Annotated in this window: 22 protein-coding genes; 12 read left to right on the top strand and 10 right to left on the bottom strand. The window is 62.9% G+C overall.

Features of this window, described 5'->3' with window-relative positions:
* Positions 1–125: 125 nt before the first annotated feature.
* Positions 126–1,397: a polyhydroxyalkanoate depolymerase gene (locus tag NCS00_RS04785; RefSeq protein ID WP_008350671.1), complete on the top strand. Its 1,272-nt coding sequence runs from the start codon at positions 126–128 to the stop codon at positions 1,395–1,397.
* 109 nt (positions 1,398–1,506) lie between these two features.
* Here the strand turns inward: NCS00_RS04785 and NCS00_RS04780 are convergent, their stop codons facing one another.
* Positions 1,507–2,139, bottom strand: coding sequence for a TetR/AcrR family transcriptional regulator (locus NCS00_RS04780; protein ID WP_008350673.1), 633 nt, complete (start codon positions 2,137–2,139; stop codon positions 1,507–1,509).
* A 379-nt stretch (positions 2,140–2,518) separates the two neighbouring features.
* On the opposite strand from NCS00_RS04780, the gene rsxB reads away from it, so the two are divergent.
* The 3 genes from rsxB to NCS00_RS04765 all read left to right on the top strand — a co-directional run bounded on the left by rsxB (position 2,519) and on the right by NCS00_RS04765 (position 4,523).
* Positions 2,519–3,355 (top strand): electron transport complex subunit RsxB, encoded by an 837-nt coding sequence (gene rsxB, locus NCS00_RS04775; RefSeq protein WP_250439423.1) that lies wholly within the window; start codon positions 2,519–2,521, stop codon positions 3,353–3,355.
* Between the two features lie 16 nt (positions 3,356–3,371).
* Positions 3,372–4,016, top strand: a complete 645-nt coding sequence (gene nth, locus NCS00_RS04770) for an endonuclease III (RefSeq protein ID WP_008350681.1) — start codon at positions 3,372–3,374, stop codon at positions 4,014–4,016.
* A gap of 75 nt (positions 4,017–4,091) precedes the next feature.
* The gene (locus NCS00_RS04765; protein WP_008350683.1) at positions 4,092–4,523 is read left to right on the top strand and encodes a DUF1841 family protein; all 432 of its coding nucleotides are present in this window, start codon (positions 4,092–4,094) and stop codon (positions 4,521–4,523) included.
* 81 nt (positions 4,524–4,604) lie between these two features.
* Here NCS00_RS04765 and NCS00_RS04760 read toward each other — a convergent pair whose 3' ends face one another.
* Positions 4,605–4,985, bottom strand: coding sequence for a c-type cytochrome (locus tag NCS00_RS04760; RefSeq protein WP_008350685.1), 381 nt, complete (start codon positions 4,983–4,985; stop codon positions 4,605–4,607).
* Between the two features lie 40 nt (positions 4,986–5,025).
* Positions 5,026–5,391 (bottom strand): c-type cytochrome, encoded by a 366-nt coding sequence (locus NCS00_RS04755; protein ID WP_008350687.1) that lies wholly within the window; start codon positions 5,389–5,391, stop codon positions 5,026–5,028.
* 398 nt (positions 5,392–5,789) lie between these two features.
* Here NCS00_RS04755 and NCS00_RS04750 point away from each other — a divergent pair, with 398 nt between their 5' ends.
* From NCS00_RS04750 to NCS00_RS04720, 7 genes are all read left to right on the top strand, one after another.
* Complete coding sequence (locus NCS00_RS04750; protein ID WP_244807842.1) at positions 5,790–6,632, top strand: AAA family ATPase; 843 nt, start codon at positions 5,790–5,792, stop codon at positions 6,630–6,632.
* Positions 6,633–6,639: 7 nt separating this feature from the next.
* A complete protein-coding gene (locus tag NCS00_RS04745) occupies positions 6,640–7,230 on the top strand; it encodes a GNAT family N-acetyltransferase (RefSeq protein WP_034471257.1) in 591 nt (196 codons plus the stop codon).
* Between the two features lie 19 nt (positions 7,231–7,249).
* Positions 7,250–8,425, top strand: a complete 1,176-nt coding sequence (locus NCS00_RS04740; protein WP_008350694.1) for a vWA domain-containing protein — start codon at positions 7,250–7,252, stop codon at positions 8,423–8,425.
* Positions 8,426–8,438: 13 nt separating this feature from the next.
* Positions 8,439–9,635: a benzoate/H(+) symporter BenE family transporter gene (locus tag NCS00_RS04735; RefSeq protein WP_034471259.1), complete on the top strand. Its 1,197-nt coding sequence runs from the start codon at positions 8,439–8,441 to the stop codon at positions 9,633–9,635.
* A gap of 72 nt (positions 9,636–9,707) precedes the next feature.
* On the top strand, positions 9,708–9,956 hold the full coding sequence (locus tag NCS00_RS04730; protein ID WP_250439421.1) for an energy transducer TonB: 249 nt from the start codon (positions 9,708–9,710) through the stop codon (positions 9,954–9,956).
* Positions 9,957–10,204: 248 nt separating this feature from the next.
* Complete coding sequence (tal, locus tag NCS00_RS04725; RefSeq protein ID WP_008350701.1) at positions 10,205–11,158, top strand: transaldolase; 954 nt, start codon at positions 10,205–10,207, stop codon at positions 11,156–11,158.
* A gap of 176 nt (positions 11,159–11,334) precedes the next feature.
* A complete protein-coding gene (locus tag NCS00_RS04720) occupies positions 11,335–11,763 on the top strand; it encodes a VOC family protein (RefSeq protein ID WP_008350703.1) in 429 nt (142 codons plus the stop codon).
* 12 nt (positions 11,764–11,775) lie between these two features.
* Here the strand turns inward: NCS00_RS04720 and NCS00_RS04715 are convergent, their stop codons facing one another.
* From NCS00_RS04715 to NCS00_RS04690, 6 genes are all read right to left on the bottom strand, one after another.
* Positions 11,776–12,882 carry an FUSC family protein gene (locus NCS00_RS04715; protein WP_175981858.1) on the bottom strand — a complete coding sequence of 369 codons (1,107 nt, stop codon included), beginning with the start codon at positions 12,880–12,882 and terminating at the stop codon, positions 11,776–11,778.
* A gap of 113 nt (positions 12,883–12,995) precedes the next feature.
* Positions 12,996–14,546 carry a monocarboxylate uptake permease MctP gene (gene mctP, locus NCS00_RS04710; protein WP_008350706.1) on the bottom strand — a complete coding sequence of 517 codons (1,551 nt, stop codon included), beginning with the start codon at positions 14,544–14,546 and terminating at the stop codon, positions 12,996–12,998.
* Positions 14,546–14,794, bottom strand: a complete 249-nt coding sequence (locus NCS00_RS04705; RefSeq protein WP_008350708.1) for a DUF3311 domain-containing protein — start codon at positions 14,792–14,794, stop codon at positions 14,546–14,548. The genes mctP and NCS00_RS04705 overlap by 1 nt, the downstream gene beginning before the upstream one ends.
* A 228-nt stretch (positions 14,795–15,022) precedes the next feature.
* Positions 15,023–15,916, bottom strand: a complete 894-nt coding sequence (locus NCS00_RS04700; RefSeq protein ID WP_250434271.1) for a class I SAM-dependent methyltransferase — start codon at positions 15,914–15,916, stop codon at positions 15,023–15,025.
* Entirely contained in the window at positions 15,913–16,395 is a 483-nt protein-coding gene (locus tag NCS00_RS04695) for a DNA-deoxyinosine glycosylase (protein WP_008350711.1), read from the bottom strand. Before NCS00_RS04695 ends, NCS00_RS04700 begins: the two co-directional genes overlap by 4 nt.
* The gene (locus NCS00_RS04690; protein WP_250439419.1) at positions 16,392–17,033 is read right to left on the bottom strand and encodes a chorismate--pyruvate lyase family protein; all 642 of its coding nucleotides are present in this window, start codon (positions 17,031–17,033) and stop codon (positions 16,392–16,394) included. The genes NCS00_RS04695 and NCS00_RS04690 overlap by 4 nt, the downstream gene beginning before the upstream one ends.
* 137 nt (positions 17,034–17,170) lie before the next feature.
* Here NCS00_RS04690 and NCS00_RS04685 point away from each other — a divergent pair, with 137 nt between their 5' ends.
* Positions 17,171–17,428 carry a hypothetical protein gene (locus NCS00_RS04685; RefSeq protein WP_008350714.1) on the top strand — a complete coding sequence of 86 codons (258 nt, stop codon included), beginning with the start codon at positions 17,171–17,173 and terminating at the stop codon, positions 17,426–17,428.
* 54 nt (positions 17,429–17,482) lie between these two features.
* On the opposite strand, the gene htpG is transcribed toward NCS00_RS04685, so the two are convergent.
* A complete protein-coding gene (htpG, locus tag NCS00_RS04680; protein WP_008350715.1) occupies positions 17,483–19,387 on the bottom strand; it encodes a molecular chaperone HtpG in 1,905 nt (634 codons plus the stop codon).
* Positions 19,388–19,455 lie beyond the last annotated feature (68 nt).

Here is a 19,455-nt window from a genome sequence, read left to right as displayed (position 1 = left end):
CCCCGGCAGCAAGGCGACAGCCCGCCGCGCCGCCGGGGATCTTCGAAAGCCGTTGAAGTTCGTCGCCGGAAGCATTGCCGGGATCAACGGGCGTACCGGTTTCCACCGGAGTTACTGGGGCAACCATGCTCTATCAAATTCACGAATTCCAACGCGCCATGCTGTCTCCCCTCACAGCATGGGCCCAGGCAGCATCGAAATCCTTCGTCAACCCGGCCAGTCCGCTCGCCTATGTGCCGGGTTCGAGCCGTCTCGCCGCAGGCTACGAACTGCTCTACCGGCTGGGCAAGGACTATGAGAAGCCGGAGTTCAATCTTCATCAAATCGTCAAGGACGGTCACAACATTCCGATCGTCGAGCAGACGGTGATCGAGAAGCCGTTCTGCCGCCTCCTGCGCTTCAAGCGCTTCGCGGACGACAGCGCAACCGTCACCAAGCTGAAGAACGAGCCGATCGTGCTCGTGTGCGCGCCGCTCTCGGGCCACCATTCGACGCTTTTGCGCGATACGGTCAAAACGCTCTTGCAGGACCACAAGGTGTACATCACCGACTGGATCGACGCGCGCATGGTCCCGACCGAGAACGGCCCGTTCCATCTGGACGATTATGTCGAGTACATCCAGGAGTTCATCCGTCATATCGGCGCGAAGGACCTGCACGTCATTTCGGTGTGCCAGCCGACCGTGCCGGTGCTCGCCGCCATTTCGCTGATGGCGAGCCGCGGCGAAGACACGCCGCGCACGATGACGATGATGGGCGGCCCGATCGACGCGCGCCGCAGCCCGACCTCCGTCAATTCGCTCGCGAACGAGCACTCGTATGAGTGGTTCGAGAACAACGTCATCTACACGGTGCCGGCGAACTATCCCGGCGTCGGGCGCAAGGTCTATCCGGGCTTCCTGCAGCACGCGGGCTTCGTCGCGATGAATCCCGAGCGCCATCTCACGGCCCATTGGGACTTCTATCAAAATCTGCTGCGCGGCGACGATGAGGACGCCGAGCAACATCGCCGTTTCTACGACGAATACAACGCCGTGCTCGACATGGCCGCCGAGTACTACCTCGAAACGATCCGCATCGTGTTCCAGGAATTCCGGCTCGCCGAAGGCACATGGGAAGTCAACGACGAGCTCGTGCGTCCGCAGGACATCAAGCACACGGCGCTCTTCACGATCGAAGGCGAACTCGACGACATCTCCGGCAGCGGCCAGACGCGCGCCGCCCACGATCTGTGCACCGGCATTCCGGAGAAGCACAAGCGCCATTTCACGGCGGAAAAGGCCGGCCACTACGGCATTTTTTCGGGCCGCCGCTGGCGCACGATGGTGTATCCGCAATTGCGCGAGTTCATTCTCGAGCACGACAAGACGCCGAAGACCGAAGCCGTGCCGGCCTAAGGTACGAGCGGTACGAACGCACGAACGCGCCGGTACCGATTCCATCGCGGCAAACAAAAACGTCGCGCCTTGCAAAAGGCGCGACGTTTTTTCTTCCGACCGCGTCGATTCAGCGGCGCGTCAAAAAGGCCAGCAGCAACTCGGTATTCATCCGCACGATCTGCTCGCGCTGCGCCTGCTCGCTGAAATCGAGCCCGAAAGTCGCTTCCAGCGTGAAGCGATTCGAAACGATGTAATAGCCGAGTCCCGACAGGATGATGTAGAACTTGAGCGGATCGACGTCGGTGCGAAACAGTCCGGCTTTCTGACCGCGATCGAGAATGGCCGTGAGCGTCGCGACGATCGGCGAAATGAGCTCGCGTATTCGATTCGATCCTTTGATATATCTCGCCTCGTGCAAATTCTCGTTGTTGATGAGGCGCAGCAACTCCGGATGATCCCGGTAGTAATCCCAGACGAAATGCGCGAGACGCGTCATCGCTTCGATAGGCGCAATGCCGTCGAGTTCGAGCGTGCGTTCCGCTTCGACGAGCGCCGATAGCGCATGTTCGAGCACGGCGGTGAATAACTGCTCTTTGCTACCGAAGTAGTAATAGAGCATGCGCTCATTGGTCTCCGCCCGACGCGCAATCTGATCGACACGGGCGCCGAACAAGCCACCGGCCGCGAACTCTTCTGCGGCGGCAAGCAAAATACGGCGCCGGGTGCCTTCAGGATCTCTTTTGATTTTCGGCTGATTCATGGTGGCATGACTCGGGAGCCGCGTTGCCGGATTAGCGTCACGCGGCCCGCATTGGGTACATGACGTGAACGGGCGCTGCCCAGGGTTATTGGGAAACACCGTCCTGCGGTCAAACGGAAAAGCGCTTCGATTATGCGCACATCGAAAGGACGTTGGCAATTGGGAGTAGAAGCCATTCGGCACGACTGTTGACGACTTCGGCGATAATGTCGATCAAAGCCGAGCGTGCGCCCGCGAAACGGGACGCGCGCCGAACAGGCAGCGTGCCCGTCGTCGTGGACGCCGAAGCGTTCTCTTCGCATCCGAAGCGCACCGCGCGATTCCCAACGCGATCTTCGCCCACGCTGCGCCAGTCCCCAAGGCATCATCGCAATTCCTCGTGACCGCAACCTTTTCCAAGACGCTCGCCGAGCGCATCGAAGACCTGCTGCCGCAGACGCAATGCACCAAGTGCGGCTACCCGGCCTGCCGGCCCTACGCCGACGCCATCGCCGCGGGCGAGGCGAGCTATAACCGGTGCCCGCCGGGTGGCGCCGAAGGTGTCGCGCGTCTCGCCGCGCTGCTGGGCGCGCCCGATATACCGCTCGATACGACGCATGGCGTCGAGCGCGCACGGCCCGTCGCGGTGATCGACGAGAACGTGTGCATCGGCTGCACGCTGTGCATGCAGGCGTGTCCGGTCGATGCGATCGTCGGCGCCGCGAAGCAGATGCACACGGTCATCGCCGAACTGTGCACGGGTTGCGATCTGTGCGTGCCGCCCTGCCCCGTCGATTGCATCGCGATGGTGCCCGTGACCGGCGATCGCACCGGCTGGGACGCGTGGAGTCAGGAACAAGCCGATGCCGCGCGCGCCCGGCACGACCGCCGCGTGGCGCGTCTGGCGCGCGAGCGCGCCGAGGCGCAGGCACGCGCGAGCGCGCGTCAGGCCGCGCGGGCGGCGCAAACAGCGCAAGCGACGCAGGCCACGTACGAAGCGCAGCCCGCGAGCGACGATCCGGAAGCGAAGAAACGCGCGATCATCCAGGCCGCGCTGGAGCGCGCGCGCAAGAAGAAAGAAGAGATGGCGAAGCTCGGCGCCGGTCCCAAGAACACGGCTCACGTGAGCGCGGCCGTGCAGGCGCAGATCGACGAAGCGGAAGCGCGCCGCCGCCGTCTTGGCATTACGGACGACGCAAACGCGTCCCATCCCGATAAAGGCGATAAACCCGCGTAAGAACGGACATCGAATCATGAACGCCACGAAGCGCCGCGCGATCTACGAGACTTTGCAGAGCCTGAATCCGCACCCGGTGACCGAGCTCGAATACACGACGCCGTTCGAACTGCTGATCGCCGTGATGCTCTCCGCGCAGGCCACCGACGTCTCCGTGAACAAGGCGATGCGCAAGATGTTTCCCGTCGCCAACACGCCGGCAACGGTGCTCGCGCTCGGCGAGGAAGGCGTAGCGGAATACATCCGCACGATCGGGCTGTATCGCACGAAGGCGAAGAACGTGATCGCGACGTGCCGCATGCTCGTCGAGCAGCACGGCGGCGAGGTGCCGGACAATCGCGAGGCGCTGGAAGCGCTGCCGGGCGTCGGCCGCAAGACCGCGAACGTCGTGCTGAACATCGCGTTCGGGCAGCCGTCTATCGCCGTCGATACGCACATCTTTCGCGTCGCGAATCGCACCGGGCTCGCGCCGGGCAAGGACGTGCGCGCCGTCGAAACCGCGCTCGAGAAATTCACGCCGAAGGAATTTCTGCACGACGCGCATCACTGGCTGATCCTGCATGGACGCTATGTCTGCAAGGCGCGCGTGCCGGAATGCTGGCATTGCGCGATCGAGCCGCTCTGCGAATATCGGCCGAAGACGCCCGCGCCCGTCGAATGAAGAGGGTTTGGGCAGAACCGGTGCATCGCGGTCTACAATAGCGGATTCAGAAACCCGCAATCGAATCAATACGTTATGTTCAACCCCAGCCGCGACGAAGTTCGCCAGTTCTTCACCGAAACGTGGCGCAAGGAGCGCGCCGGCGAGATTCTGACGCCGCTCGAAAGCATGGCCGCCGACTGGATCGGCGAGCATCCGGAATATCACGACGCGCTCGTGAACCCCGAATCGCGCGAAGCCGATTACTCGCCCGATCGCGGTCAGACGAACCCGTTTCTGCATCTGTCGATGCATCTCGCGATCAGCGAGCAGCTTTCGATCGATCAGCCGCCGGGCATCCGCCGCGCGCACGACAGGCTCGTCGCACGCCTCGGCTCGCCGCACGACGCGCAGCACGCGATCATGGATTGCCTCGGCCAGATCATCTGGGAAGCGCAGCGCTCCGGCACCCCGCCCGACACCGACGCCTATCTCGCGCTGATCGAGCGCCGTGCTTCGCGCGACTAAGCATCGAAACTGGACGCATCAAGCAAAACACCCCGCTTCGAGCGGGGTGTTTCGTTGTGCGGATTGCGGGAGAAATCGCGCTTACTTCTTCAGCACGAGACTGCCATCGAGCGATTCGATGTATGCCGCGAGATCCTTCAGATCGCTCTGCGACAGGTTCTGCACCTGCGCCGCCATGATGGCGTTGTTGCGTCCGAAGTTCGGGTTGTTGCCGCCGATCTGATACTGCCGCAGCGCCCAGTAGATGTACGTCGCGTGCTGACCCGCGAGACGCGGATACTCGCCGCTCACCGGCTTGTTCAGACCGGGACCGTGACAGGCCGCGCAGTTGTGGCTGTCGGAAAGCGCCTTGCCGTTTGCGACATCGGCTGCGTGCGCGCTGCCGAACGCCGTCATGCCGATGAGCGCCGCTGCGGCGCTCGCTGCCTTAAAGCTTGAGTGAAGTGCCTTGGACGGCTTCATGAATTCTCCTTCCCGTTGTCGCTTTGCGTTCACGCGCGGATCACTTGTCGGGATTGTTCTTCGATTGGGGAGTCTGCGCAGCGTAGTACGCGGCGATATCGGCGATATCCTGATCCGACAGCGTCGTCGCGATGGCGCGCATCGTGTCGAAATGACGGTCGCCCTTCTTGTAGGCATGCAGCGCATTGGCGATGTACTGCGCGTTCTGGCCGCCCAGCATCGGCACTTCGTACACCTCGGGGTACGCGGTGCGATAGCCGGGGATGCCGTGGCAGCCGATGCACATCGCAACCTTGCCCTCTGCGGCCTTCGCGTTGCCGACGACGTCGGCCGACGCCTCACTCGCGAAGCCGGCGAGACCGGACAGCGCTGCAATCACGGCACATTTGCCGACGAAATTGTTCATAGCTCTTCTAAACTGGCTTGAGGGGAAATCCGGCGCTCACAAGGCCGCGGCCCGCGCCGAGCGCAATACAACCTTCTCGGGACTGTTTGCTGTTGCAGGGTCTGTCGCCACGCAGGCCAAAAAAATCGCGCTAATTGTACCGCGCGACCTACCCTCCGTCCACACGCGAACCGCGCCGAAGCCCTGCTGACAAGGGGAATCGGCTGAAAAGCAGCCGTTTGCCCTGCGACAATTCGTCCCTGTACACGCGATGAACCCGCTTGCGCGCACGCTTCACCCGCGCTCGGGCATGCAGCGTCGACCTGCCGATAAAGCGGCTCAAACGATACCGGGCGCGCCTCAATGCGGAAAGGTCTTCTGACTTATACTGGGATTTTTTTGCCAACCGGATCTTCGTCATGCGTTTCGAAGGCTCATCGCAATACGTCGCAACCGACGATCTCAAGCTCGCGGTGAACGCCGCGATGGCGCTGCAACGGCCGCTGCTCATCAAGGGCGAACCGGGAACCGGCAAGACCATGCTCGCTGAGGAAGTTGCGGGAGCACTCGGCATGCCGCTTCTGCAGTGGCACATCAAATCGACGACGAAAGCCCAGCAAGGCCTGTACGAATACGACGCCGTCTCGCGCCTGCGCGATTCGCAGCTCGGCGACGAGCGCGTGAAGGACATCCGCAATTACATCGTCAAGGGCGTGCTGTGGCAGGCGTTCGAGTCGGACCAGCAGAGCGTGCTGCTCATCGACGAGATCGACAAGGCGGACATCGAATTTCCGAACGACTTGCTGCGCGAACTCGACCGCATGGAGTTCTACGTCTACGAGACGCGCGAGCTCGTGAAAGCGAAGCACCGGCCGCTCGTCATCATCACGTCGAATAACGAGAAGGAGTTGCCCGACGCGTTCCTGCGCCGCTGCTTCTTCCACTACATCAAGTTCCCGGACGCGGAGACGATGAAGGCCATCGTCGAGGTGCATTTTCCGAACATCAAGCAGGATCTGCTCGCCGCGGCGATGCAGAGCTTCTTCGAGCTGCGCCAGGTCTCGGGCCTGAAGAAGAAGCCGTCGACGTCCGAACTGCTCGACTGGCTCAAGCTGCTCCTGGCCGAAGACATTCCGCCCGAGGCGCTGCGCTCGTCGGATCAGAAACAGATCGTGCCGCCGCTGCACGGCGCGTTGCTCAAGAACGAACAGGACGTCGCGCTCTTCGAGCGGCTGCTGTTCATGAACCGCAACCATCGCTGATAACGACATGAGCCGCTGGATCGAACCCGTCACGCTGCAAGGCGAACACGTCAGGCTCGTGCCGCTCACGCCCGAGCACGAGCAGGCCCTCACGGCCGCCGCGAGCGATGGCCAATTGTGGAAGCTCTGGTACACCTTCGTGCCGCCGCCCGACAAGACGCGCGCCTATATCGACACCGCGCTCGACATGCGCAACCGCTCGGGCGCGCATCCATTCGCGGTGATCGATGCGAAGAGCGGCGACATCGTCGGATCGACGCGTTACTTCAACGTCGACGAAGCGAATCGTCGGCTGGAGATCGGGCATACGTGGTATGCGAAGCGCGTGCAGAAGACCGCGCTCAACACCGAAGCCAAGCTGCTGCTGCTCACGCACGCCTTCGACAGGCTCGATGCCATCGCCGTCGAATTCCGGACGCATTTCATGAACCACGCGTCGCGCACGGCGATCGCGCGGCTCGGCGCGAAGCAGGACGGCATTCTGCGCAATCATCAGGTCGGCAAGGACGGCGTGTTGCGCGACACCGTCGTGTTTTCGATCATCCGCTCGGAATGGCCGGCGGTGCGCGCCAATCTGAATTTCCGGCTCGAACGTTAAGCACGATGGAGAGCGCGCCATGCTGATCGACTTCTTTTACTCGCTGCGCGACGCGAAGCTGCCCGTTTCGGTGAAGGAATATCTGACCTTGCTCGAAGGGCTGAAGGCGCAGGTCATTTCGCCCTCGCTCGACGAGTTCTATTTCCTCGCCCGCATGACGCTCGTGAAGGACGAGAAGTACTTCGACAAGTTCGATCGCGCGTTCGGCGCGTATTTCCACGGCCTGACGCAGCTTCCCGACGAAGTCTTCGACATTCCGCTCGACTGGCTCAGGAAGCGGCTCGAACGCGAATTCACGGCGGAAGAAAAGAAGCGCATCGAGGCGCTCGGCGGCCTCGACAAGCTCATGGAACGCCTGAAGGAACTGATGGACGAGCAGAAGGAGCGTCACGAAGGCGGCAACAAATGGATCGGCACGGGCGGCACGTCGCCCTTCGGGCATGGCGGCTACAACCCGGAAGGCATTCGCATCGGCGGGGAATCGGCGGGGAACCGCACCGCCGTGAAAGTGTGGGACGAGCGCGCGTACAAGGATTACGACGATCAGGTCGAAATCGGCACGCGCAACATCAAGGTCGCGCTGCGGCGCTTGCGGCGCTTCGCGCGCGAAGGCGCGAACGAAGAGCTCGATCTGCCCGGCACGATCCGCAGCACCGCCGCCAACGCCGGCTGGCTCGATCTCAAGATGGTGCCCGAGCGCCACAACAACGTGAAAGTGCTGATGCTGCTCGACGTCGGCGGCTCGATGGACGATCACATCAAGCGCGTCGAAGAGTTGTTCTCGGCGGCGAAGGCCGAGTTCAAGCATCTCGAGTTCTACTACTTCCACAACTGCGTGTACGACTATCTGTGGAAGAACAACCGCCGCCGTCACACCGAGCGCACGCCGACCTTCGACGTGCTGCACAGGTTCACGCCGGACTACAAGCTGATCTTCGTCGGCGACGCCACCATGAGTCCCTACGAAGTGCTGCAGCCGGGCGGCTCCGTCGAATACAACAATGCCGAGGCCGGCGCGGTGTGGTTGCGCCGTCTCGCGGATCAATTCCCGCATCACGCATGGCTCAATCCCGAGCCCGAGCGGCTATGGGAATATCGCCAGTCGATCTCCGCGATCCGCAACGTGCTCGGCAATCGCATGTATCCGCTGACGATGGCCGGCCTCGAAACCGCCATGCGCGCCCTGTCGAAGTAATCGAGACACCCGAATGAAAGCTTCCGCTCCGGCGCCCGCCGCGCCGCGTTTCCTCTTTGATACGTCGCTCTCCACGATCGTCGCCGGTTTCGTCGCGATGATGACCGGCTACACCAGTTCGCTCGTCCTGATGTTCCAGGCGGGCCAGGCCGCGCATTTGTCCGATGCGCAGATTTCCTCGTGGATCTGGGCGCTCTCGATGGGCATGGCGGTCTGCACGATCGGCCTGTCGCTGCGCTATCGCGCGCCGATCGTCGTCGCATGGTCGACGCCGGGCGCGGCGCTGCTCGTCTCGTCGCTGCCGAACGTCGCCTACGCCGATGCGATCGGCGCGTTCATCGTCTGCGCGGTGCTCTTGACCGCCGTCGGCCTGACCGGCTGGTTCGACACGCTGATGAAGCGCATTCCGTCGGGCATCGCCGCCGCGCTGCTCGCGGGCATCCTGTTCGAGATCGGCATCGAGATTTTTCGCGCCGCCGAGCATCGCACCTCGCTCGTCATCGTGATGTTTTTCACGTATCTCGCCGGCAAGCGCTTCCTGCCGCGCTACGCGATCCCGGCGACGCTCGTCGTCGGCATCGCGGTCGCGGGCGCGCTCGGGCTGCTCGACTTTTCGCGCTTTCATGTGGCGCTCGCGCATCCCGTCTTCACGATGCCCGCGTTCTCGATCGCCTCGGCGATCAGCATCGGCATTCCGCTTTTCGTCGTCGCGATGGCCTCGCAAAACGTGCCAGGCATCGCCGTGTTGCGCGCCGATGGCTACACGACGCCTTCCGCCCCGCTCATCTCGACGACCGGCCTCGCGTCGCTCGTGCTCGCGCCGTTCGGCTCGCACGGCGTGAATCTCGCCGCCATCACCGCCGCGATCTGCACCGGCCGCGAGGCGCACGAGAATCGCGACAAGCGCTACACGGCGGCCGTCTGGTGCGGCGTGTTCTATCTGCTCGCGGGCACGTTCGGCGCGACCATCGCGGCGCTGTTCGCGGCGTTTCCGAAGGAGCTCGTCGTGTCGGTGGCGGCGCTCGCCCTCTTCGGCTCGATCATGAGCGGCCTCGCCAACGCGATGCAGGACGCGCGTCAACGCGAACCCGCGCTCGTCACGTTCATGGTGACGGCGTCGGGCCTCACGCTGCTGTCGATCGGCTCCGCGTTCTGGGGCTTGATCGCGGGCGTTGTGACGCATGTCGTGCTCAATGCCAGACGCGCCTGACGCAGCCTACAATGGCGGAATCGGCCCCGATTTCCGGCCGATGCTTCCGCAATCGTTTTTGGCATTTCCGTCATGGCTTTGATCGACAGACTGCTGGCGCGCTCCACGCCGCCTGGCACCGCACCGAAGCGCAAGACGATCGTGCGCGTGCTGCTCGACGACGCCGGGCACGTCCAGGACGTCGTCCTGAAGATGAACTGCGGCGATCCGGCGAAAGACGCGCACGCGCTCGACGAAGTCCGCAAGATGCGTTTCGCGCGCGGCCAGTTGGACTCGGGCACGGTGCGGCGCTGGCACGAGCTCGCTTACGCGGCCGATTGAACGCCATTGAACGCGATTGAACGCGCTTGAACGCGATTGAACGCGCGAGGCGGCGCGCCGGTCGAATTCCGGCACGCCGCGTGCGTGCGCGCACGGTATCAGCGCGTTCGCCGCGCTCGGGACTAGAATGGGAAAATGAATTCAGGGGCGCGCCGCGCGAACGAAGTCGCCGCGCGGCGTCGCAATCATGGGCAATCCGCGGGTTGTTTTCCGCAATTTGACAAGACGCCACGCGTCTGAGACTCGACATGACATCCGCTCTCGACCAGCTCAAGCAATACACGACCGTCGTCGCCGACACGGGCGACTTCCAGCAATTCATCGCATTCAAGCCGCAGGACGCGACGACCAATCCGTCGCTGATCCTGAAGGCCGTCCAGAAGGACGACTACAAGCCGCTGCTCGAAAAGACCGTCAAGGAGCACGCGAAGAAGCCGATGCCGCAGATCATCGACAATCTGCTCGTCGCGTTCGGCACCGAGATTCTCAAGATCATTCCGGGCCGCGTGTCCACCGAAGTCGACGCGCGCTTGTCGTTCGACACGAAAGCGTCCATCGACAAGGCGCACGACATCATCAAGCTGTACGAGAACGCGGGCATCAGTCGCGATCGCGTGCTGATCAAGCTGGCGTCGACGTGGGAAGGCATCCGCGCGGCCGAAGTGCTGCAGAAGGAAGGCATTCACTGCAACATGACGCTGCTCTTCTCGCTCGCGCAAGCGGTCGCGTGCGCCGAAGCGGGCGCGCAGCTTATTTCGCCGTTCGTCGGCCGCATCTACGACTGGTACAAGAAGTCGGCCGGCGCGGAATGGGACGAAGTGAAAAACGGCGGCGCGAACGATCCGGGCGTGCAGTCGGTGCGCCGCATCTACTCGTACTACAAGAAGTTCGGCTACAAGACGGAAGTCATGGGCGCGAGCTTCCGCACGGTGAGTCAGATCACCGAACTGGCGGGCTGCGACCTGCTCACGATCAGCCCCGATCTGCTGAAGAAACTCGCCGACAGCAACGAAAAGGTCGAGCGCAAGCTCTCGCCGGAGAGCGTGAAGAACGAGAACGTGGAGAAGATCGCCGTCGACGAGCCGACGTTCCGCTTCCTCGTCAACGACGACGCCATGGCGACCGAAAAGCTCGCGGAAGGCATCCGCGCTTTCGCCGCCGATGCGATCAAGCTCGAAAAGCTGATCACCGCGCTGCAATAAGCGCGCTGAAAACAGAACCGCGAATCGCGCCGGATCACTGGTGCGATTTGCGGTTTTTTCCATTTCGCTGCTTCTTGACCTAATTTGACCGTTTCCGAGTCGACGTAGGACGCCGTTGCAATAGACTTTCGGGCTCTGGCGGCATGTCCGCTTTATATGCACGGAGTCATTCGGTCATGCAACTGGATACCTATATCTTCTACAACGGCGACTGCGCCGAGGCGCTCGAACTCTATCAGGCCGCGTTCGGGGCGCAGATCGCCGCGCTGGTGCGCTTCCGCGATGCGCCGGACGGCGGCAACGCCCCGCCCGACTGGGCAGACAAGATCATGCATGCGGTATTCTGCGTCGGCCCGAACGCGATTCTGGTGTCCGACGGCCGCTATGGTCAGCCGCGCAAGGACTATTCGGGCTTCACGCTGTCGATCGCCGCGGACGACGCGCAATCCGGCGAGCGCATCTTCAACATGCTTGCCGAAGGCGGCAACGTGCTCACGCCGTGGCAATCCACGTTCTGGACACAAGGCTTCGGCATGCTGACGGATCGTTTCGGCGTGCCCTGGCTCATCAACGTGGTGCACGAAGCCGAAGTGCAGGCAGCCTGAGCATTCACTGCTTCATGGATTGAGCGGCCGCGCCCCTTCGATATTCCACTGCCGCTCGATTTCCGACAGCCGCATCCGCAAGCGATCCACCTGCTCGACGAAACGCATCGCGAGCCAGTGCATGCCCTGCGTCGTCGCGTTCTCGTCGTCGGCGGCGATCGATTGCGGCGCGCCCGACGCATCCATCGCGCGATACAGCAAACCGACGCGCCCGAAGCGCAGCGCGCGCGCCATCTGCAGGAGCTGTCCGCGCACCGCGTATTCGCCCGGCGAGCACGCAATCGCAAAACGGCTGGGCGTTGCGCCCGAGACTTCCGGCATCGACGTCACGAGCATTTCCAGCGCCGCGAGAATCGAGCGATGCAGGCGCTGGATCTCTTCCAGCCGCGCCATCGGCACATCGGTTTCCTTCGCGACCGACTCCATCAGCGCGCGCGCCTGCACGAGCCGCTGGCTCATCGCATACATGCGGCGCGCCGTGTCCTCGGCGACGAGCGGCGTGCCATCCAATAAAGCGCCGTAGATCCTCGCGCATTCGCGCAGATTGTCCGCGAGACGGTAGCGCCACGAATACGTCGCGTATTGCGGCAGCACGAACGAGAACGCGAGCGCGATCACGACGCCGATCATCACATTGGCCGTGCGCCACAAACCCGTGGAAAGCGGCAAGTCGCCGTGCCCGGAAACGATGACCATCGTGATCGCCGTGAGCAGCGCGACATAGCCCGGCTTGCCGATGGCGTAATACGCGCAGCCGCCCGCGACCAGGCACATCAGCACGAAGAACACCATCTGCGAGCCGGTCAGCGTCTCCGCGAGAATCAGCACGAGGCCGAAGCCCGCGCCGAGCGTCGTGCCGATGGCGCGTTCGGCGGCCTTCTTGCGGATGTTGCCGTAGTGCTGCAGCCCGCCGATCACGACGAGCACCGACACCGTCGCCCAGATGCCGTGCGGCATGTCGACGCCCGTCGTGACGGCGATCGACATTGCCACGGCAAGGCCGACGCGCAGCCCGTGGATCAGGTTCGCGTGCCGGTATCGGAAGTACGGCGACGTGACCCAGTGAACGAGGCGTGAGAGACGGCCGCGCCTGATTGACGTCGATGTCGGAGAAAGCATGGTTCGCTCACACGAAGGCTGTCCAAAAAAACGCCCGCAAAGGCGAGAAGCCTGTTACGGGCGTTTTACCAGCTTTTCGCGCGCCGCGCCGGGCAGGTGCGCGACGGCCGGAATCAGCCTTCCACGATGTCCAGATAATCTTCCGGACGCGTGCGGTCGTCGGAGCGCTTGAGGCCGAGAACGCGCACGAGCACGCTCACGACGATCGAAACGATGAGGTTCGCGATCAGCGCCCACACCGCCGCGTAGCCCGGCACGACGTAGCCGAACAGATGCAGCGGATAGATCGAGCCCTTCAGTTGCAGCGACACGGCCATCCACGTACCGACGCCGATGCCCGTCGCCCAGCCGATCAGCAAGCCGCGATGATCGAGCACGCGCGTATAGAGGCCGAGCACGAGCGCGGGCAGCGTCTGGATGATCCAGATGCCGCCGAGCAGTTGCAGCTGGATCGCGTACGTGAGCGGCAGCGCGAGAATGAACACCACCGCGCCGACCTTCACGATCAGCGACACGAGCTTGGCGACGTTGGTCTCCTGCTCCGGCGTCATGTTCGTGTTGACGAACTCGCGATGCACGTTGCGTGTGTACAGGTTCGCCGCCGCGATCGACATGATCGCCGCCGGCACCAGCGCGCCGATGCCGATCGCCGCGAACGCCACGCCCACGAACCACGACGGGAAGTAGTGCAGGAACAGCGCCGGCACGGCGAAGTTCGCGCCGTAGGCCTTGAAGTACTGCGCGTATTCCGGCATGTCCTTCACGCCCGAGGCGAGCGCCATGTAGCCGAGCAGCGCGAGCAGGCCGAGCACGAGCGAGTACGCCGGCAGAAGCGACATGTTGCGGCGGATCGTGTTGCCCGAATTCGACGACAGAATCGCCGTCACCGAGTGCGGGTACAGGAAGAGCGCGAGCGCCGAGCCGACCGCGAGCGTCGCGTACGCGCTGTAGCCGTTCAGGCTCGCGGCATCGGGCGCTTTCAGCAGCAGCTTTTCAGGCGGCACGGTGCTGAAAATATGGCCGAAGCCGCCGAGCTGCGCTGGAATCACGATCATCGCGGCGATGATGGTGACGTAGATCAGCACGTCCTTCACCACGGCGATCATCGCGGGTGCGCGCAGGCCCGACGTGTACGTGTACGCGGCGAGAATCGCGAACGCGATGATGAGCGGCAGATCGCCGACGAAGCCCTGCGTCGAGAAGCCGAGCGCGCCGATCACCACTTCGATGCCGACGAGTTGCAGCGCGATGTACGGCATGGTCGCCACGATGCCCGTCAGCGCGACGGCGAGCGCGAGCATGCGGCTGTTGTAGCGCGCGTGCACGAAGTCGGCGGCGGTCACATAGCCGTGACGCTTCGCGATGCTCCAGAGCTTCGGAAACACGACGAACGCGAATGGATAAATGAGGATCGTGTACGGCAGCGCGAAGAAGCCCGTCGCGCCCGCGCCGAACACGAGCGCCGGCACCGCGACGAACGTGTAGGCGGTATAGAGATCGCCGCCGAGCAGGAACCACGTGACGATGGTGCCGAAGCGGCGTCCGCCGAGGCCCCATTCGTCGAGCTGGGCGAGATCGCCCTTGCGCCAGTGCGCGGCGATGAAGCCGAGAATCGTGACGCCGACGAAGAAGAGGACGAAGACGAAGGTTGCGGTGGTGTTCATCATCGCGCGCCTCCGTTCTTTCGTCCCGAGGGCAGCGCCTTCGTCTTCTTATAGACGACGGCGGTGATGACGGCGCTGATCAGCACCCACAGCAGCTGATACCAGTAGAAGTACGGAAAGCCCCACAGAACGGGCTCGATCTTGTTGTAGAAAGGCACCCAGACCACACCGATCCACGGAAGGATCAGAAGCCACAGCCAATGCTTGTTGCGCGGTTGTCCGGTGCCGGTCGTAGCTTCGTGAGCCATGAACGGTCTCCTCTTGTTTTGTCGTTATTGCGAGCCCGGCGGGATGCCGGTCGTCGGGTAGACATGCCGCTTGAAGCGCCCCGAAATAACAGAGGGAGTATATGGACCGATAAATAGCGCTCAAATCAGGGAGAATCCCGACTATTCAGATTCCGCTGATTTCTCTGCTTGCTTCTGTGATAGCCGCGAAAGGGCCAGAACGCACGCTCCGGCCCGATGCATGTTCGGTCAGATGGAGAACGAACCCGTCGTCGGGATGCCCGCGCTTTCGGCGAGACCCTTCACCCACTTGCGCGCGGGCAGGCCGAGTTGGGCTTCGATGAGCTTCGCGCGCGTTTCGAGCGCGGCGAATGGCACGTCGAGCGCGGGACCGGCGAAGGCGAGCGCGACGCGATTGCCGTCGTGCACTTCGGGCAGCGCGATCACGCGATGATCGAACGCTTCGTTCAGATGCCGCATGTTGCGCACGAAGCTCGGATGATCGCCGAACAGATTGATCGTGACGACGCCCGCCTCGGGCGTGAGACACGCGCGGCACGCACGATAGAACGACACGCTGTCGAGGACGGGGCCGCGCGCGGTGGCGTCGTAGAGATCGATCTGCAATGCGCCGATCGTGCCGTGGTTCGCGCGATCGTTGACGAACTCCCACGCGTCGCGCTCGGTGACGGTGAGGCGCGCGTCGTCATAGGGCAGTTCGAACATCGCGCGCGCGGCGATCACGACCGCGGGGTTCAGTTCGACGGCTTCGACCTTCGCGCGCTTGAGAAAGCGGTAACAGAACTTCGTGAGCGCGGCCGCGCCGAGACCGAGTTGCGCGATGCGCTCGGGCGTTTCGATGAAGAGCAGCCACGCCATCATCTGCTGCGCGTATTCGAGCTCGATGTGATCGGGCTTCTTCAAACGCATCGCGCCTTGCACCCATTCGGTGCCGAAATGCAGATAGCGCACGCCGCCCTCTTCCGAGAACGTCACGGGCGCGAAGCGCGGCTTGCGCGGCGCCTCGATGCGCGGGGCGTTCGCGAGCTCGTCATCGTCGCGATTGCGCTTCGATTTGGCGTTGTCTTTCTTGCGGCCGAACGCGCGGGCTTCGGCCGACGCGCGCTTGATGAGATTCGTCATTGTGTGGTGAGGATGTCGCGCCAGATGCGCAATTTTTGATCGAACGAGAGGATAGCATTGGCCGCGCTCGACGACGGCAGCACGAGCGTCGCGTAGCCTGCCGCTGCAAGGACGGGCGCGAACTTGCCCGAGGTCTTGCCGTTGAAGCAGACCTTGCGCAAGTTCGGGAAGCGCGTGCGGAACACGGCGAAGTCGTTGGGCGATGCGTTGCGGATCGCGGCATCGAGACTGCCTTCGCGTTCGCACGCGGCGAGTACGTCCCATAAGCCGATGCCGTGCTGCTTCAGGCGCGCCAGACGTTCGTCGTAGCTCAGTTCGTGGAGCGGTTCCCCGATCGCCGCGCCGACGAGCCGCCAGAACTGATTGCGCGGATGCGCGTAATACTGCGTCGCCGCCAGCGATGCGACGCCCGGAAAGCTGCCGAGGATGAGGGTGTGCGTGACGTCATCGCCGACCGGTTCGAATCCCGCGAGCTTCATTTCGCCTCGCCGTGCGCGACGCGCTTCGCATGCGAGCTCAGATGTTCGAGCGAACGCGCGTGTTCCCAATGGTGCTTTTTCGCGGCTGATACGTCGAGGCGCGTCCAGAGCGCATCGAGCATGCATTCGGTGACCATCAGCGGCGCGCCGTGACGCTTGAACACGGATCGTCTCGCGACGAGCGCATGCGCGCTTTCCCCATGCGCCGATGCCAGCCGATGCAGCGGATGCCGCGCGGTGATCCTTCTGCTGACGAGCGCCGAGCGCGACACGCTGCCATCGCTATAAAGCAGTTCGGCAAGCGGACGCGTGCGCAGACGGCGCATCGATTGCCAGATACCCGTGCTGTGCGAAAGCGGCACGACGCTATGCGCGACGACGAACGGCGCGCCATCGACCTTGAGCGTGACTTCGCGCGTCCAGACGGGCGTGCGCGGCGTGACATCGAGCGCGCGCCATTCGTCGCGCCACGGCATAGCGACGGCTTCGCGCGTCACTTCGACCGTCACCGCGCCGAGCGTGCGCAGATGCGCGGTCAGCGAGCCGCCGCGCGTGAGCCAGTCCTTTTGAGCGTCGGTGAGCGAGGCAAGCGGGACGACGCGCCAGTGTGCGTCGATGGGATCGTTGGGCGTGAGCATGCGGCGGATTATAGAGGCACCCGCTATTCGGACGTTTCGGCTGGAATTGCTCGCCATCCACGGATATAAGGGGATTGGCCGCGAACACTGCATCACCGAGGCGCGGCGTCCAGACGAACAATCAATGAAACAAGACTATGACAATCAACAAGAAACAGTCGTCGAAAGCAGTCACCGAGATCGCCGAAAAGACATTGCATGATCCGCACGCATCGAAGATTGCGAAGAGCTTCGCGGGATCGGTTCTCGCGCAGCGCCACACGAACAAACAGACCGGCGCGGCAATGGAACACAAGGCATCGGAAGCATTGAGAAGCCCGAAGTATTCGGAAGAGACCCGAAGGATGGCGGCATCGCTCATCGCTCAGTCGAACAAGGAACGCAAGAGCAAGTAAAAAACGCGCCGCCCGTTCCCCGGCGGCGCGTTCATTCAAATCACCTGCAAAGACTTACCGCGCAAGCAACAACGCGTTCGTGCGCTTCACGAAGCTCGCCGGGTCCTCCAGCGCGCCGCCTTCGGCCAGCAACGCCTGATCGAACAGCAGATGACACCAGTCGACGAAATTGGCGTTATCCGCATTCAACGACTTCACCAGCGGATGCTCAGGATTCACTTCGAGAATCGGTTCCGCTTGCGGCGCGTTCTGCCCCGCTGCCTTCAGCATGCGTTGCAGATAACCGCTCATGTCGCCTTCATCCGCGACGAGACAGCTCGGCGAATCGGTGAGACGGAACGTGAGGCGCACGTCCTTCGCCTTGCCTTCGAGCGCTTCCTTCATCTTCTCGACGAGCGGCTTCATTTCCTCGCCGACCTTCTCTTGCTGCTGCTTTTCCTCGTCGTCGAGCGCGCCGAGATCGAGGTCGCCGCGCGCGACGCTCTGCAGCGGCTTGCCATCGAACTCATTGAGGAACGACAGCATCCACTCGTCGACGCGGTCCGTCAGCAGCAGCACTTCGACGCCCTTCTTGCGGAACACTTCGAGATGCGGGCTGTTCTTCGCGGCCTGCCAGCTATCGGCGGTGACGTAATAGATCTTCGTCTGCTCGGGCTTCATGCGCGCAACGTAGTCCGCGAGCGACACGTTCTGCTCGTTGCTGTCGTTGTGCGTCGATGCGAAACGCACCAGCTTCGCGATGCGCTCGCGATTGCTGAAGTCCTCGCCGATGCCTTCCTTCAGCACTTGCCCGAACTCGTTCCAGAACGTGGCGTACTTCTGCTTGTCGGCGTCTTCGGTGGCTTCGGCCGAAGACGTCGCGAGCTCTTCGAGCATCGACAGCACGCGCTTGGTCACGCCTTCGCGAATCGCCCTCACGTCGCGGCTTTCCTGCAGGATTTCGCGCGATACGTTGAGCGGCAGATCGGCGGAATCGACGACGCCCTTCACGAAACGCAGATACGCGGGCAGCAGTTGCTCGGCGTCATCCATGATGAACACGCGCTTCACGTAGAGCTTCAGTCCGCCGCGATGCTCGCGGTTCCACAGATCGAACGGCGCGTGCTTCGGTACGTACAGCAGTTGCGTGTACTCGCTGCGGCCTTCGACGCGGTTATGCGTCCACGCGAGCGGCTCGTCGTGATCGTGCGAAACGTGCTGATAAAACTGCTTGTACTGCTCGTCCGTGATGTCGTTCTTCGGACGCGTCCAGAGCGCGCTCGCCTGGTTGACGGTCTCGTCCTCGTCCTTCGTGACCATCTCGCTCTTTTCGGCGTCCCACTCTTCCTTCTTCATCAGGATGGGCAGCGCGACGTGATCCGAATATTTCTGGATGATCGACTTCAGACGATGCGTCGACAGGAACTCGTCCTCGTCCGCGCGCAGATGCAGCGTGATGGTCGTGCCGCGTTGCGCGCGCTCGATATCCTCGACTTCGAAATCGCCCTCGCCCGCGCTCGTCCAGCGTACGCCTTCGTTCGCCGCGAGACCGGCGCGGCGCGTCTCGACCGTGATCTTGTCCGCGACGATGAAACCCGAATAGAAGCCGACGCCGAACTGCCCGATGAGCGCCGCGTCCTTCTGCTGGTCGCCGGAGAGCTTCGAGAAGAATTCCTTGGTGCCCGAACGTGCGATCGTGCCGAGATGCGAAATCGCTTCGTCGCGGCTCATGCCGATGCCGTTGTCGTCGATGGTGACCGTGCGCGCGGCTTTATCGAACGACACGCGGATGCGCAGATCCGGATCGTTCTCGTAGAGCGCGCTGTTCTCGATGGCTTCGAAGCGCAGCTTGTCCGCGGCATCGGATGCGTTGGAAATCAGCTCGCGCAGGAAAATTTCCTTGTTGCTGTAGAGCGAATGGATCATCAGATGCAGAAGCTGCTTCACTTCTGCCTGAAAGCTCATGGTTTCTTGCGCCATGTCGGTTCCTCTTTGATTTCGTTGATGCGGATGCGTTGGCCGTGTTGGCCGAATTCGTCCGATATAAG

This window comes from Caballeronia sp. AZ1_KS37 (genome assembly GCF_023631165.1).
GTDB classification, from domain to species: Bacteria; Pseudomonadota; Gammaproteobacteria; order Burkholderiales; family Burkholderiaceae; genus Caballeronia; species Caballeronia zhejiangensis.
This window is presented reverse-complemented; position numbering and strand designations above follow the sequence as displayed.